The 15557-nt window shown below is 56.7% G+C and carries 16 protein-coding genes; 3 read left to right on the forward strand and 13 right to left on the reverse strand.

The genetic code is table 11. From position 1 onward, the window contains the following. Positions 1 to 4: 4 nt before the first annotated feature. The 10 genes from ACR0LH_RS07085 to ACR0LH_RS07130 all read right to left on the reverse strand — a co-directional run bounded on the left by ACR0LH_RS07085 (position 5) and on the right by ACR0LH_RS07130 (position 8506). Positions 5 to 1000: an aldo/keto reductase gene (locus ACR0LH_RS07085; protein ID WP_480720276.1), complete on the reverse strand. Its 996-nt coding sequence runs from the start codon at positions 998 to 1000 to the stop codon at positions 5 to 7. Next, complete coding sequence (locus ACR0LH_RS07090; protein ID WP_170695660.1) at positions 990 to 1970, reverse strand: sugar-binding transcriptional regulator; 981 nt, start codon at positions 1968 to 1970, stop codon at positions 990 to 992. Before ACR0LH_RS07090 ends, ACR0LH_RS07085 begins: the two co-directional genes overlap by 11 nt. Beyond that, positions 1970 to 2965, reverse strand: a complete 996-nt coding sequence (locus ACR0LH_RS07095) for an ABC transporter permease (protein ID WP_480720278.1) — start codon at positions 2963 to 2965, stop codon at positions 1970 to 1972. The genes ACR0LH_RS07090 and ACR0LH_RS07095 overlap by 1 nt, the downstream gene beginning before the upstream one ends. A 14-nt stretch (positions 2966 to 2979) precedes the next feature. Then, positions 2980 to 4572, reverse strand: a complete 1593-nt coding sequence (locus ACR0LH_RS07100; protein ID WP_480720279.1) for a sugar ABC transporter ATP-binding protein — start codon at positions 4570 to 4572, stop codon at positions 2980 to 2982. A gap of 15 nt (positions 4573 to 4587) precedes the next feature. Continuing rightward, positions 4588 to 5604 carry a substrate-binding domain-containing protein gene (locus ACR0LH_RS07105; RefSeq protein ID WP_480720281.1) on the reverse strand — a complete coding sequence of 339 codons (1017 nt, stop codon included), beginning with the start codon at positions 5602 to 5604 and terminating at the stop codon, positions 4588 to 4590. Positions 5605 to 5851: 247 nt separating this feature from the next. Continuing rightward, complete coding sequence (locus tag ACR0LH_RS07110) at positions 5852 to 6364, reverse strand: zinc-binding dehydrogenase (RefSeq protein WP_480720282.1); 513 nt, start codon at positions 6362 to 6364, stop codon at positions 5852 to 5854. Between the two features lie 51 nt (positions 6365 to 6415). Further along, positions 6416 to 6826 (reverse strand): alcohol dehydrogenase catalytic domain-containing protein, encoded by a 411-nt coding sequence (locus tag ACR0LH_RS07115; protein WP_480720695.1) that lies wholly within the window; start codon positions 6824 to 6826, stop codon positions 6416 to 6418. A 110-nt stretch (positions 6827 to 6936) separates the two neighbouring features. Further along, a complete protein-coding gene (locus tag ACR0LH_RS07120; RefSeq protein WP_480720283.1) occupies positions 6937 to 7344 on the reverse strand; it encodes a universal stress protein in 408 nt (135 codons plus the stop codon). Between the two features lie 58 nt (positions 7345 to 7402). After that, on the reverse strand, positions 7403 to 7852 hold the full coding sequence (locus ACR0LH_RS07125) for a phasin family protein (RefSeq protein WP_170562500.1): 450 nt from the start codon (positions 7850 to 7852) through the stop codon (positions 7403 to 7405). Positions 7853 to 8098: 246 nt separating this feature from the next. Further along, on the reverse strand, positions 8099 to 8506 hold the full coding sequence (locus ACR0LH_RS07130; RefSeq protein ID WP_480720284.1) for a c-type cytochrome: 408 nt from the start codon (positions 8504 to 8506) through the stop codon (positions 8099 to 8101). A 409-nt stretch (positions 8507 to 8915) separates the two neighbouring features. Here ACR0LH_RS07130 and ACR0LH_RS07135 point away from each other — a divergent pair, with 409 nt between their 5' ends. Further along, complete coding sequence (locus ACR0LH_RS07135) at positions 8916 to 10136, forward strand: APC family permease (protein WP_480720285.1); 1221 nt, start codon at positions 8916 to 8918, stop codon at positions 10134 to 10136. A gap of 120 nt (positions 10137 to 10256) precedes the next feature. On the opposite strand, the gene ACR0LH_RS07140 is transcribed toward ACR0LH_RS07135, so the two are convergent. Further along, complete coding sequence (locus tag ACR0LH_RS07140) at positions 10257 to 10937, reverse strand: GntR family transcriptional regulator (RefSeq protein WP_480720286.1); 681 nt, start codon at positions 10935 to 10937, stop codon at positions 10257 to 10259. 122 nt (positions 10938 to 11059) lie between these two features. Between ACR0LH_RS07140 and ACR0LH_RS07145 the strand changes: the two genes are divergently transcribed. Next, entirely contained in the window at positions 11060 to 12079 is a 1020-nt protein-coding gene (locus ACR0LH_RS07145; RefSeq protein WP_480720288.1) for an AbrB family transcriptional regulator, read from the forward strand. A 142-nt stretch (positions 12080 to 12221) separates the two neighbouring features. Here ACR0LH_RS07145 and ACR0LH_RS07150 read toward each other — a convergent pair whose 3' ends face one another. Beyond that, positions 12222 to 12944, reverse strand: coding sequence for a DUF6629 family protein (locus tag ACR0LH_RS07150; RefSeq protein ID WP_480720289.1), 723 nt, complete (start codon positions 12942 to 12944; stop codon positions 12222 to 12224). A gap of 336 nt (positions 12945 to 13280) precedes the next feature. Between ACR0LH_RS07150 and ACR0LH_RS07155 the strand changes: the two genes are divergently transcribed. Then, the gene (locus ACR0LH_RS07155) at positions 13281 to 14357 is read left to right on the forward strand and encodes an AI-2E family transporter (RefSeq protein ID WP_480720290.1); all 1077 of its coding nucleotides are present in this window, start codon (positions 13281 to 13283) and stop codon (positions 14355 to 14357) included. 71 nt (positions 14358 to 14428) lie between these two features. On the opposite strand, the gene ACR0LH_RS07160 is transcribed toward ACR0LH_RS07155, so the two are convergent. Next, positions 14429 to 15331 (reverse strand): YegS/Rv2252/BmrU family lipid kinase, encoded by a 903-nt coding sequence (locus ACR0LH_RS07160; protein ID WP_480720292.1) that lies wholly within the window; start codon positions 15329 to 15331, stop codon positions 14429 to 14431. Between the last annotated feature and the right edge of the window lie 226 nt (positions 15332 to 15557).

Raw genomic sequence — 15557 nt, forward strand, 5'->3', positions numbered from 1 at the left:
GGGCTTAGCTGTCCAGATCGCTGAGATGCGCGCGGGCTTGGGCGTCGATCTCGGCAATCTCGCCGTCGGTCAGACGCAACTGGCCCGACTTGGCATTTTCGACCGCCTGCGCCGCGTCACGCGCGCCACACAGCGAGAAGGTGATACCGGGCTGTTGCACGGTCCACGCAATCACCGTCTGCGCCAGCGTCGCGCCGTGGGCTTCGGCAATGGGTGCGATGGTCTCCATCAGGTTGGCGACCTTCTGGCGGTTCGCCATCGAAAAGCGCGGGTTGTCCTTGCGCTGATCGTCCCCGGTAAACTCACGATCCGGCCCGATCTTGCCGCTGAGCAGCCCCAGCGCCAATGAGGAGTAGCTGAGCACCGACACGCCGTTCTCACGACAGACCGGCAGCAGAGTGCCTTCGATGTCGCGTTTGACCATCGAATATTCTTCCTGAACGGCGTCCAGCTGACCCGCTGCCAGATAAGCCTTCACCTCATCGACCGAGGTGTTGCTGGCCCCGATCGACCGGATCTTGCCCTGCTGTTTCAGAGTTTCCAGCGCCTCCATCGTCTCAGCGATGGGGGTGGTCGGGTCTTGCCAGTGGGTGATGTAGTGGTCGATATAGTCGGTGCCCAGACGGGTCAAACTTTGTTCGACCTCATAGATGATCGCGTCCTTGCCCAGATAGCGATGCACCGGCTTGCCGTCATAGTCGAAGAAATGGTTGCCCTTCTGCGTGTGCCAGACCAGCCCGCATTTGGTGGCCAGCACCACCTTGTCACGCCGCCCTTTCAGCGCCTTGCCGACGATGTCCTCGGCCACGCCCTGCCCATAAGCGGGGGCGGTGTCGATCAGCGACACGCCTGCATCGACCGAGGCCTGAATTGCGGCGATGGATTTGGCCTCATCCGTACCACCCCACATCCACCCGCCGATGGCCCAAGTGCCCAGCCCGATGACCGAAGCCTCGATCCCCGAAGCACCAATTTCCCGTGTCAGCATCTCATGCGACATCTCGTGTTCCTTCCATTTCCTGTATGACTGCGGTCGCTGTATCTTCGTCCAGGATCAGCGAGTTGAGAAACTTTCCGTTCAATACTGCCTTGATCGGCTGCACTTTCTGCGCCCCGGCACTGACCCCGATCACCCGCGAACACTGCGCCAGATCGGACGGCGTGACCGAAACCAGCCGCGAGTTCAGCGCATAGTTCGATACCGAGCCGTCGATATGGATCAGATGGGCCAGAAACTCTCCGATCACGCCCATACCCATCAGCATCTTGCGATCCGCCTCGGGCACCGGGTGAAGGTCGTAATAGCTGGAGCCTTCGGGTTCGATCGAACCAACCCCCACAAGCGCCACATTCGCGCGGCGGGCCAGATCCAGCACCTCGCGGATCGAGGAGACCTGTTCCAGCATGTCCCGCTGTTCGCGGCTTTCGGCGAACAGTGGCGCGTGCAGCAGCATGGTCTTGCCGCCCAGCCGGTCCGCCATCTGCGTCGCCAGATGGTTCACATCCGTATAATATTTGCCCTGAATGCCGCCTGTCAGCGGCACGACTGTCACGTCAAAATCACGTTCCGATTCCAACGCCTCGACCGTGGCGCTGACGGCCTTGCCGCCGGTGATTGCAATGACGTCGCCGTCGCGCAGGGTCTCAAGCAGGTGATTGGCAGCCGCACGACCCACCTGTTGCAAGGTCGTTTCCTCGCTGCCCGCAACTGCGGGGGTCACGATGGCCTCGGACAGGCCGGTCGAGCGGGTCAGGTCACGCTCGATATCCATCAGCGTCTCGAACGGGCTTTCGATGTCGATCTTGACCATGCCCATCTTGCGACCCTGCGTAATCAGGCGGTTGACCTTGGAATTCGACAGGTTCAGCGCCCGCGCGATATCAGCCTGTTTCTGCCCTTCCATATAGTGCAGGACCAGAACGGTGTGGATTTGCCGGATAAGTTCAAAGTCTTTCTTTTTGTCGACCATCACCCGCGCCTTTTGTTCAGATAGTGGTCGATGGTCACCGCCGCCAGCAGGATCGAGCCGCGGATGATGTCCTGCCAGTAGACCGACACATCCAGCAACGCCAACGAGCTGGAGACGAGCGACAGCAGGACAACGCCAAGGATCGCGCCCAGAATGGACCCCGAGCCGCCGTTTAGACTGGCCCCGCCGATGACAGCAGCCGCGATAATGGTCAGTTCCAGCCCCAGCCCGAAGGTGGGTTGCGCCGAGCCGAACCGCGCCATGTAGATGATACCTGCAACGCCGCATAAGGTTGAACACAGTGTCGTGGTCAGGAAGATGACCTTCTTGGTTCGGATACCCGAATAGGCGGCGGCCTTTTCGTTACTGCCCGTATAGAACACCTTGCGGAACATGGTCGTGCGTCGCAGCATGAAGTCAAAGGCGATCACGAAGACCAGAAAGATGACGATCACAATCGGAATTGGCCCGATGCTGCCCTGCCCGATGAACTTGAACTCGGGCGGCAGGGTATAAAGGCCCAGCGGACGCCCTCCGGTGAACAGCAGACAGGCACCGCGCGCGATCACCATGATCGCCAGCGAAACGATGAAGTGGTGTAGGCCCACACGGGTCACGAAGAACCCCATGAAGGCACCGATCCCCGTACACAATGCAATCGCCATGGCCGAGGCCACCCACGGGTTCACACCACTCAGGAACAGCCACCCCGCGATCACCATCGCCAGCGCCGTGACCGAGCCGACCGACAGGTCGATCCCGCCCGAGATCAGCAGGATCGTCATCCCTATCACCAGCAACCCATCGACGGCAAAGGCCATCGACATTGCCCGCATATTCGCCCAGGTCAGGAAATAGGGCGAGGCGAAGGACATGATCAGGAACAGCGCCAGAATGATAACGATCAGCCCTGTCTCGCGCATCCGAATCATTCGTTTCAGCAGCGGTGCGCCGTCGGTTTCACCCGCTTGGGTCAGGTTCACGGTGTTGTCCATATTGCTTTCTCCGCTCATGCGACCGAGGGCTGCACGTCCATGACCGAGGCCAGGTGCATGATGTTTTCTTCTGTCATCTCATCGCCCGTGACCTGACCGCTGATGCGCCCTTCGCGCACCACCAGCACCCGGTCGCAGACACCAATCAGTTCGGGCAGCTCGGATGAGATCACGACAATCCCCACGCCCTCTTGCGCCAGATCGCGCAGAATGCGGTGGATCTCGGATTTCGCGCCCACATCGACCCCGCGGGTCGGTTCATCCAGAAAGATCAGGCGCGGGTTGACCGACAGCATCTTTGCCAGCGCCACCTTTTGCTGATTGCCGCCCGAGAGGGACGACACCGGATCATTCAGCGACCCGCATTTCAGGTTCAGCTTGCGCCCCAGCGCCTCGGCCTGCGCTTCTTCCGTCGCGGACTGGATCAGACCGACCCCGTTGGACACTTGCTCCAGCTTCAGGGCCGAGACGTTGGCGGCAATCGGCAGGTCCAGAAACACGCCATCCCCTTTGCGGTCCTCGGACAAGTACACCATCCCCTTGGCGATGCTGTCCTGATAGTTCCGCAGTTTCAGTTCTTTACCGTTCAACCAGACCTGCCCCGTCACCTCGCCCTCAAGCTGACAGATGCCCTTGACGATCTCGCTACGGCCCGCACCGATCAGACCCGCAATGCCCAGAATCTCACCCTTTTTCAGCGTGAATGAGACATCGCGGAACCGTGTCACCTCGGTCAGGTTGCGGACGTCGAGGATGACCTCATCCGAAGGCGCTTGCTGTTTTGCGGGATAGAGGTTGTCGATCACCCGCCCGACCATCGCATTCACCACATCGCTGGGCTGAATATCGGCCACGTCGTTCGTGACAATGTGCTGCCCGTCCCGGAACACCGACACGCGGTCGCAATTATCGAAAATCTCGACCATCCGATGCGAGATGTAGATGATCGAAATCCCCCGATCCGCCAGATTACGCATGATGCCAAAGAGGGTTTGAGCCTCGGTTTCCGTGAGTGCGGCTGTGGGCTCATCCAGGATCAGAATCCGACAATCCAACGTCAGAGCCTTTGCAATCTCGACCAACTGCTGGTTCGAGATCGAAAGGTTTTTCACCAGAACCGACGGGTCGATGTCGCTGAGCTGGCGGAATACATCCACCGCCTCGCGTTCCAGTTTCTTGTAGTCCATCAGCCACGAGCGGCTGACATTGGTCTTGGCCATAAAGATATTCTCGGCCACCGACACATCGGGGCACAGGGCGATTTCCTGATGGACGAAACCGATGCCCAGTTGCTGTGCCATAGTGGGCGACGAGATTTTGACCGGTTTGCCGTCCAGCACGATCTGCCCACTGTCCGGCTGCAAAATCCCGTCGATCACATTCATCAAGGTCGACTTGCCTGCACCGTTTTCGCCTGCAATGGCGTGAATTTCCCCTTTGCGGAGTTCAAAGTCGATCCCGCGCAATGCTTTGACAGGGCCAAAGGACTTGCTGAGGTTCGATATCCGTAGGATCACGTCGTCTTGCATGGCAGCACCTTGTTGGGTGTCTATTATTGGCGTCTTGAACCGCCCGCGAAAAATTCTGGAACTGCGCGGGCGGCTCATCGGGGAGTTTCCCGATTAGGCCGGATCGCGGCCTTCCATGTAGACGTTCAGATCAAAGCTGTCGGCATTGTCCTTGGTGATGACTGCAAAGCCATTGTCCATGAACGGGATCTGAACCGGGTTGAAGCCGCTGGTTTTCCAGTCGTTGAACGGATCGAACACGTCCGAACGATTAGCTAGGTGCACCGCCATGAAGCCCATGAAACCCTGCACGCCCTGGTTGGGGTTCAGCGACATATGGATGTTGCCCGCGCGGATATGCTCCAGCGTGGTCGGCGTCACGTCCGCGTGCATGATCAGAATGTCCGATTCAGTTTCCAGCTTGGCAGCTACAGCACCTTCGGCAGAGCCCGCCTCGGGGATCCAGATCGCGGCGACATTCGGGTTGGCCTGAATGATCGAGGCCGTTGCAAGATAGGCCGCGTTGCTGTCTTGGTTCGTAGCCTGACGACCGACCAGCGTCATGTTCGGATAGTTATCCTCCATGTACGCGATCAGAGCGGTCACACGCAGGTCATGGTTCGACTGGCCCGGATTTTCGAGCACCGCGTATTCTGCGCTGTCGCCGACCTGTTTGACAATTTCCTCCGCCGCAAACTTGGCTTCGGCAAGGTTGTCCGAAGTGATATATCCCGTGCGCTTGGAATTCGGGCTGTCAGCGGCGAACGTCACGATCTCGGTGCCATTGTCGATGGCGCGGTTGATCGGTTCGATGAACGGGTCGGACTGCATCGGATGCAGCAGAACGCCCGCAGGTGTCTTCACCAGATCCTGCTCGAACGAGGCAATCTGCTTGGTGATGTCATAGTCCGGCGTGCCCGAAAAGACTGTCTTGCAGCCAAAAGCCTCGGCCGCCTGCTTGAAGCCTTGATACACTGGCACCCAGTAGGGGTGACCCGATACCATGACGTTCATGATGTAGGTCTCGCCCGGCTCGCACATGATGCCTTCAGCCGTCGCCGGTGCAGCCGTCACGCCAGCAATAGCGATGGCGGCAGAGGCAATAATCCCGTTGGTTTTCCGGTATTTCATAGAACTCCTCCCAAGAGCGTGTTCCTGCACGCGCTTTGCATTCTTCCTCCACCGCAAAGCATTTGCAAGAAATTTCACTTTATGCCTTTTATTGCATGAATGGAGTTTTAGGGCCAACCCGAAAGGCAAGTCAATAAGTTTTGGTATTTTTACCTTTGTGTGAAATTTTTTTCAAAGCGGGTCCGCCGGCAAGCAAGAACGCTGGAAGAAGTCTGATTTGAAAGGTGGGTGGTCGATCAGGAGCGCGTTAAGTCCTAAGAACAGCGGCGCCTTGCAGCCGCCCTTGCCGCAAGTCTTCCAAAGCCTCGTTTGCTTTTTCCAAAGGATACGTCACGACGCTGGTTTCTATCCGCATCCTTGCCACCAGATCAAAAAACTCCTGCCCGTCCGCGCGAGTGAGGTTTGCCACGGACAGAATTGATCGCTCCTCCCAAAGGTCGGCGTAGGGGAAGCTGGGAATGTCGCTCATGTGAATCCCTCCGCAGACGACGCGCCCTCCTTTGCGGGTTGCCTTCAACGCGGTCGGGACCAAGCCCCCTACCGGGGCAAAAATAATTGCCGCGTCCAGACTGGCGGGAGGTGTTTCAGACGCGCCTCCGGCCCATTTTGCGCCCAAATCCAGGGCAAATTTTCGGGCAGCAAGATCGTCATCTCTGGTAAAGGCATACACCTCGATCCCCAGAAAATTGGCAACCTGACACAAAATATGTGCCGCAGCGCCAAACCCATAAAGACCCAGACGTTTTGGGTTACCGGCCATTTTGAAACTGCGGAAACCGATAAGCCCAGCGCAGAGAAGCGGTGCCAGTTCTTAGGGCGTCGCATCTTCTGCAAGAGGAAAGACAAAGCCAGCATCAGCAACGCAAAATTCCGCGTATCCTCCGTTTACTGTATAGCCGGTAAACCCCGGAAAATCACAGAGGTTTTCGCGCTGCGATCGGCAATACTCACACGTACCACAAGTGTGGCCCAACCATGGTATGCCGACGCGCTGACCAATTCTGAACGCATCGACCCCAGCGCCCAGCTTGCTGACACGCGCGATAATTTCATGCCCCGGAATCAAGGGAAGGACAGCATTCTTCAAATCCTGATCCACGATATGCAGGTCTGTGCGGCAGACTCCACACGCTTCAATGCGCACTTGTACCTGACCCGCGCCGGGTTCGGGAATTGGCAGATCACGCAGTTGCAGCTGGGTACTGGTTCCGTCAAATATCATCGCGCGCACGGTGAGCTTCCTTTCCATGCAACATGGCAGCCAAGGCCAAAAGCCAAGGTGAGACCGGCAACTGGTAATCTCTTGCGATAGGTTCTAGGCGCACCCCAAGCTCAACGGATTACATGAACCGCGCATTTTGCGTGATGAACAACGCGGTTTGCGGTGGAACCGAGAAAGATGTTTTCAAAGCCGGGCTTATGCGAAGCAATCACGATACAATCGATGTCATGTTCATTTGCAAAGTCAACGATCGCCCGCCCCGGGTTCCCAGAGATGAGCCGCGTAGTGGCACGCGGCAACCCGGAAGCGTGCAAACGCAGTTCTTCTTGCGCTTCACGACGTGTGTTTGCAAAGACATCTTCGGGAATTTGCGAGGCTACATACGCAGGTATCGGCTCTTGCACATGTATCGCGGTGAAGGCGGCATCGGAATCAGCCAACAACCGCGCGGCCTCGAAAGACGCCTGAGTGTCGTGGGATTTGTCCAGAGCGACAGGAATCAGGATGTTCCTATACATGTTTCCCCTCCTTGTGTGTTCCTGTTGAATTCAGGCCAGAAATCTTGACCGCTCACACCTAAACCGGTTCAGATTTCGATGACTTTCCAACGGCTTTTGCGGCACTCGTAACGTCTGCCACGGTTTTCTCGACGGCTTTGACTTCGGTCTCAGTGGCGTAGGACGCACAACGGGCAACCGTCTCAAACCATTCCTGTGCGTCCGCCACCATCCGTTCTGCTGATCGACGCTGCCATTCGGTCATGGTTTGCATCGCTTTTGACGGGTCGGCCGGGTTCGCAGACGACGCCGAACGCGCGGCCTTCAATGCAGAACGCACCGCTTCGTGGCGACGCTCGAACCAGTGTTGGGCAAAAGTTTCCGCCTCTGCCAGCATCTTTTCCTGAGCGTCCCAGAACTGCTCTATCTGCGCTCCGAAGACTGGGTTTGAAGATGCCGAGAACTGCATCTGTTTGAAGACATCGACAAGTGGACCGGGATAGCTGGATTTTGAACTCTTTTCTGGCATCGGACATTCCTCCTTTTCCCTAATCACGCAATTTTGCCAGATACTGGAAAATCCGCCTTAATTTAGATCAATGCGGCCGGAACCCCATGAACGTTGCAGGATTGTGTGCAACGCTTGAGGTGATTTTCTTGCCAGTTTGGTCGCAGTGCAACTTGGCCGGCTCCCAAATTGGCCCTTACTTTGGCCAGCACGGTCGTGTTCGCGGTCTAGGGGCCGCAGCCCCAACAGACCTATGAGATCGAGCGCCTATTCAACCTGAATCGTTTCAAGAAATGCGATCAAGCTGGCCAAGGGCACGCCGGTCATCATCGGTTGACCACTCGGCAAAGACAACGCGATCTGCTTGTCTGAATCCAGCGCAGGTCCGAAAATCGGCATTTCACCGCCATGGGCCAGCACAGGCGATCGCCCGTCCACTTGCCGGGCCACAAGTTCGGTTGGAAAAACTCCGTCGTTTCGCGCCGCCAGCTTGGTCAGATCCGGTGTGCGTATTGCCAGCATCTCGGCCATTGGTCCGTCTCCGGTCGCCTCAAATCCGTGGCACTGCCAGCAATATGTCCTGTACAGATCATTCCCGTCCTGAACATTCAAATCCTGCGCTATTGCCGCGCCAGACGTAAGAGCGGCCAGCGCAATTCCACGTATAACCCGCATCTTTTCCTCCTGTGTTTTCCCTTGGTTCGGGATCAGTCTACACGGCTTCTGCTTGGCACTTCTTTGACCTCTCTCATGTTCCCGCTCGAAAGAAACAGCCCAGGTCAGAGCCGGAGTTTCCCTGCGCAGTCTCCGCTGCTTTGCAGGCCTACCCATCGGAATGAGTTGATTTAGATCAAGGCGCGCGGCCACATCATATAGTGAAATACGAATGTTTTATAACGGTCTACGTTCACCGACCTGTCCCCAATACGCATGATGGTGAACGGAATTCAAAACTTGTGGAGGTTCCACCTTGGGGGTTCGGCATGAAAGGTGGCGAGCCCCTCTTGCGTATAAGCGTTTTGAACAATTGGAACACCGCAATTTATCTGAATTGGAAACAGAGGACTGTTGATGAGCGATCCGCATGGCAACGACTGACCAAACGCCTCCAAAACTGCGTCGGGCGCTGACGACTCCGTTGCTCACACTATACGGTCTGGGCGTTACCGTCGGCGCAGGAATTTACGTGCTTGTCGGGACAGCGGCCGACATAGCGGGGCCATATGCGGCGTATTCGTTTCTTGTGGCCGCGCTCGTGGTGTCCTTGACGGCCTTGTCTTATGCGGAACTTGCGACGCGTTATCCCGTCAGCGCGGGCGAAGCCGCCTATGTAGAGGCCGGGTTTCAGCGAAACTGGATGGCCGTTCTGGTTGGCCTTTCGGTCGCTGCATCTGGAGTGATTTCAGCCTCGGCTGTCGCTATCGGCGCCGCCTCGTATCTGAACGCCCTGACCGGCTTGGGAACCGCGTTTCTGACGATCATTGTCGTTCTTGCCATGGGGCTGATCGCCCTCTGGGGCATCACACAGTCTGTCTTCGTTGCCGCCGTCATCACAGTAATCGAGATTTCAGGGCTGCTGTTCGTCGTTGGCTGGGGTCTTTCGATTGATGATCCGCAAGGCTATGCGCTAAGCGAAATGGTGCCGCCCTTCCAAATGAACACGTGGAGGGGCATTTTCGCCGCGTCGTTGTTGGCGTTTTTTGCCTTTGTCGGCTTTGAGGACATGGCAAACGTCGCAGAAGAGGTCAAAGATCCGGTCCGCACCATACCAAGGGCGATCCTGCTGACTCTGGTTCTGGCCACGGTGCTGTACTTGGCGACGTCGATGACGGTGTTGCTGGTAGTCCCGATTGACCATCTTTCAAGTTCGGCCGCGCCTCTTGCGCTGGTTTTTACAGAAGCGCCAACACTCATCAAACAGGGGTTTTCTTCGGTTGCAATCGTTGCGACCGTCAACGGAGTGCTGATCCAGATGATCATGGCGTCGCGCGTGATCTATGGACTTGCTGACCGAGGCCATCTTCCGAACGTTCTGGCAACAGTCCCTCGCGCGACACAAACGCCGGTCGTCGCGACCTTGCTGGTCGTGGTGACAATTCTTCTGCTGACACAAACTCTGCCCATCGGCATTCTTGCAGAACGCACCTCTCAGATCGTCTTGGGTGTCTTTGTCTTGGTCAACATGTCGCTGATCCTTATCAAGACGAAACCCGACACAGCAGAAGCGCATTTTCGTGTCCCCCCTATTGTACCGATCCTTGGAGTGATCAGCAGCACGTTGCTTTTTGGCGCTGGGTTCCTGTGATGTGGCGCGACACGCGCCCTGCCCTCGGCTTGTCGGCTCAAGAGAGTCGCGGACTCAGCAAAAAGCGATGAAGGGGCGCCCGCAAGACCCCACCCTTAATACCGTCAGTGTCCAGGCTTCCTATCGGCCTTGATCCGTCGTGCGGTCGCGCTCTTGAAGCGCACGAATTCGCATACGCTGAGCCGCGTGAATATGCGCGCGCATTTCTGTTTCTGCCGCAGCCCCGTCGCGCGATGTCAGGGCTGCCATAATCTGCCGATGCTCAACCACGGCGGTTTCGGCCCGGTCACTGTCCAGCAGTTGTGATGGCCCCAGGATCAGCAATGCCTTTTGTAGCGACAGCATCGACTTTGCCAAAAACCGGTTCTTGGCCGCATCCAAAAGCGTAGCGTGAAAAATTCGGTTGATCCGCGCGGCTTCCGGCCCGGTGCCTGCTTCGGCCAACCGGTCGTTCAGAACCTCCAGCTCATCCAGCTCGACATCCGATGCCGCCCGCGCAGCGAGGCGCGCGGCGGTCCCCTCGAGCACGGCGCGCATTTCGTACAGCTCCATCACCTCGGCGTAGTCGAGGCTGCGGACCGTCGCGCCCTGTCTGGGGATATGGGCAACAAGACCATCTGCCTCAAGCTGCCGGATCGCTTCGCGCACCGGTGTCCGACTGACGCCAAACCTCTCTGACAGCTCAATCTCGCGCAGGCGTTCGCCGGGTAGCAAAGAGCCTTCGCGAATGTCCTCCAGCAGTCGATGATAGGCAGAGTTCCCCTGAGGGCCGGGTTGAATTGGGTCGTCTAGGGTGGACATAGCACTCGCTCTTATGTATTGCGTCCACGTGTATACATCTGGATACAAAGTCAGTCAAACGTGACGGAACCCGCAAATTGCCGACCCCGAAGTCCCCACCCACGCTGTTGATGAAAAGGTCTATGACATTTGGCCTGGCCGTAATCGGCACAGTCCTGTTCTGGGCTCTGGATCTGCCACTGCCGTTTTTGTTCGGCCCCATGAGCGCCTGCCTCATCGCTGCTCTGGCTCATGCCCCGATGGAAGGGTTCGGGGAAATCTCTGTCGCGGCCAGAACCATCCTTGGCGTCGCGGTTGGCGCGTCGATCACGCCCAGCCTGTTCACCGAGCTTCCAAAGATGGCAGCCTCCATCATGCTGATCCCGGTCTTCATCCTTCTGATCGCCTTGGTCGGAGTGCCGTTCTTTCGCAAGGTTTGGGGTTTTGACACAAAGACCGCGTTCTACGCAGCAATGCCCGGCGGATTGCAGGACATGATCATATTCGGGACCGAAGCCGGAGCCGACCCGCGCACCTTGTCGCTGATCCACGGAACGCGCGTTCTGATTATCGTCACCCTGGCCCCATTGTTCTTGACGGTTTTCTATGACGCAGAGCTGACCAACCCAATCGGGCAACCTGCGAGTGAGTTGCCGGTTCGTGAATTGCTGCTCATGGTTCTGGCCGCATTCGTCGGCTGGAAGGGCGGCGAAAAAATAGGGCTGTTCGGCGCATCCATACTTGGGCCGATGATCCTAACGGCTGCTTTGTCATTAGGGGATTTCATCCACACGCGCCCGCCGCGCGAAGCGGTGTTGCTTGCTCAGTTCTTCATCGGGTGCGGGATCGGTGTGAAATTCGTCGGCGTGACCTTGCGCGAGCTTCGCTGGGTTGTTGCGGCAGGCGTGGCTTACGTCGTTGTACTCGCCATTCTTGCTGCAGGGTTCACGGCCGTTGTCACCACACTTGGGCTGGGTCAACCCGTCGAAGCGTTCCTTGCCTTTGCACCCGGAGGCCAAGCCGAAATGACGGTTCTGGCAATCGTGTCCGGCGCTGATCTGGGCTTTGTCATCACCCACCATCTGACGCGGATCGTTCTGGTCATCATCGGCGCACCGATTGCAGCCAATCTTGTTCTGCGCTGGTCCAGACCCAAGAATTGATTGCATCCACCAATGCGCGGCTGATCGGAAGTGCCCACGGCTTGCAGGGCGAACCCGTGCCCGGCCACCCGGCCGGATTAGAAAATAACCGGTCTTTCAGACAGCCAGTGCAAAGCAGCATACCCACCAACCCAAACGAATTTCAGCCCTTCGCTGTGCCTGCCCATTGATCCGCCTCGGGTTTGCCGTAGCGCAGAACATAGAGAATATAGACGGACAGAATGGCGGCGAAAAAACACCAGATGGATGTGAAGGCATACGATGCAAAGAGGAACCCTGCGGCGACGGACGCAACGATCAGGTAGCCAAATCCCCGCACCCCTTTGTCACTTGATCCAACAAGCGGAATACAGATCACAAGCGCATAAAGCAGGCGCGCTATGATCTTGGTTGTCTCGGTGGGGAACATATGAACGTTGTTGTACTGAATTGAGTGCTTGGAAAGTTCGATATCCAGTGTGTCTGGCGCCCAAAGCACGGGCAAGTACAGAAACATTCCTAAACCGAACCCTAGCCCGCAAATGACTTGAAAAAAACGTCTGCGCCGCAAGCTCGGCTCGATAAGCGCAGCCGAAAGAGGCACCCAAAACGGCCAAAACCAATACGCGAAAAATAGAAATATCAACGCCGCGGCGACAGAGGGGCTTGCATCCGGAGTGTTGATAGACACCCACAAGAAGCCCTCGGATATTTGTTGCAGGCCGAAAAAAAGCGGAAGGCAGGCCAAGGGAAGATAACGCACCCCTTTCCGCACAGTCAGTCGAATGGTCAGACCGCTACAGGCAACAAGGGCCGCGCCCGCGACGAAACTGGCTTCGGATGAAAAGCACATTGCGAATACCCCTCCTCTTTTTGCAGCGATCATTCCACCCGAACCACAACCCCCTCGTCCAGTTCGGAAACTTCACAAGATAGCGCAAGGCAAAGGCACTTGGCCCAGTTTAGATTCCAATCAAATTGATGGCGACAGAAATGACGCGCCCGTGTCGCGGTATCGGTTTCATTGATGTCGATCACCGGAGGTACAGCCCCAGTCCTGTCAAGCGATGGAAAACCCATGCGCTGTGCGGCTGAGGTCAGCACATCGGTCTCCAGTACCAATTGCTTCGTAACACTTGCCAAAATCAGGCTGAGGCGACCTAATGCCCAATAGTTAGTTCATTGTCGGCAATTCCTGTATGTTTACGGACGGAACCCATTCATGAAACAATCAACGCAGAGCGACAAACCCGCTTCCTACCTGATGGGCCTCACATTCTGGTATCATCTGGTTGCGCTTCTGTTCTTGTCCGTCGCGTCGTTGGTGCTTGCAGCATCGGTACTGGTTCCGCTTTCCTTTGCCGCACTCTTGTTTGTGCTGCTGACGGCAACGTCCGATCGAATTCACAAAATACGGATATTTGGCAAAGCCGTCCCGAAATGGTTGGCGCATCTTTCCGCAATTTCCGTCATTCTAATCGGGCTCTCGGTCATTCTGTCGATTCTTTCAAGCCAGGCTGGGCAAGTCTCCGAAGCCTTCCCCCGCTATGAACAACGCCTGTCCAGTTTGCTGGCTCAAGTTGTTTCGCTGGTTGGGCAAGACAACTATGATACCGCGATGAAGGCGTTGGAGCAGATAAATCTAGCGGGCTTCGCGCGCGGTGTTATCGGGTCCGCCGGAGCGTTCCTAAGCGCCTTTTTCCTCGTGCTTCTCTACGTCCCCTTCATGCTGGTCGAGCGCGTCCCCATGCGGACCAAGATCAAGCTGGCGATCCAAGACGCCGAAGGGGCGGAGAAAGTACGGAGGGTTCTAGAAAAGACCTCCAGCAGTATTCAGCGTTACGTGGGAATAAAAACGCTGGTTAGTGCAATGACTGGATTTGCCAGTTTCGCCGTCATGGCATCCGTCGGGTTGGATTTCTCGGAAACCTGGGCGGTTCTCGCGTTTCTACTGAATTTCATTCCAACAGTTGGGTCCATCATCGGCGTAGCACTTCCGTCCTTGGTCGCACTGGTCCAGTTTGAGGAGGTACTGCCTTTCCTGGTTGTTTTGATCGGGTGCGGCGCTGTTCAGTTCTCGATCGGGAACATTCTGGAACCCACCCTTCTGGGCAAGAGCCTGAATTTGTCTCCGCTTATGGTGATTTTGGCACTGACGTTTTGGACGGCGGTTTGGGGTATCGCCGGAGCATTGATGAGCGTACCGATCACCGTATGCATAATGATTGTTCTGTCGAACATCCCCTCGACACAGCCAATCGCGATACTGATGTCCGGTGACGGGAAAATTAACGATTGAACCACAGCCGCTGACAGGGCCGAAACCCTTTCGGCATCACGCGCCGAGGCTACTGGGGTAAACTGCAGAGATCACGAGTTCTCGGATTCTTCTGGGAAAACAAATCCCAGCGCTTGCGGCTTGATCGAAACTTCAAATCGTTGATCGACCATAGGTTCGCCGTCCAGATTCATATGGAATGGCTGTGTGGTCTCCAGCACCATGGACCTCAAACGGGATCGCTGAACAATGCCTTCGATTGGGTCAGATATGTCAGGCAACCGGCCAAACGGTACTTTTTCCGGCATCAGCCGCTCGGCAGACAGAACACTCAGATCGAGCAAACCATCAGACACTTCGGCCGCTGGCGCTACGTCGAACCCGCCCCCTGCATACCGGCTGTTGGCAATTGCGATCGCGGAAATTGAAACTTCGTAGGGGTCTCCGCCATCAATCGTGATATGCGCCGGCACCGATTTCGCATCGGACAACCGGGCAAGCCCGAACAGAGTATAGGCCAGTCCGCCCAGCCTTTTCTTCATCTCTTTGGGCGTCGTCGCGGTAATCATTGCGCCAAATCCACCACTGGCAACGTTTACAAAAGGTTTTCCGTTGATAAATCCAATGTCTATCGGCTTGGGGTTTCCCGTCGCAGCAACGCGGACAGACGTGGCCAAATCCGTTCCGTCATCACCGAAAGATCGCGCAAAGTCATTCGCGGTTCCCAGCGGAACCAGCCCCAATGAAACACCTGCGCTTTTTTTCAGTCGCAAAACAGCATCCGCGACTGCGTTCAACGTGCCGTCACCTCCTCCGGCAATTATGCGGGTCACGCCATCGCCGACGGCTTCCCGAACAGATCTCCGCAAGTCCTTACCCGACCAAGGTATGACGACCTTGATACCCAGTTCCTTTTCAAGCGGACGCACCGCTGACCGCAAGTCTGGCCTTGCAGCGGACTTCCTATTGAGCACAAGCAACGTACGTTTAGCCATTTCATCAGCATAGTGACCCAACGCTTTTGGGCAACTGCTTTGCCATACCTGCGCTGAGGCAGGCGATCTGTCGGGCCCATCCGATGCCACCAGAACCGGATGGCTTCGTGGCTGACGTCAACGCCTCGCTCATGGAATGGAGACGTCAAAGGTTGGGATAAGCGGGTCGTTTTGATCAGCGAAAACACACCTGATTGATATGACTAAGTCTCGTTTAAGTGGTGAA

The organism is Ruegeria sp. CL6 (assembly GCF_056536465.1).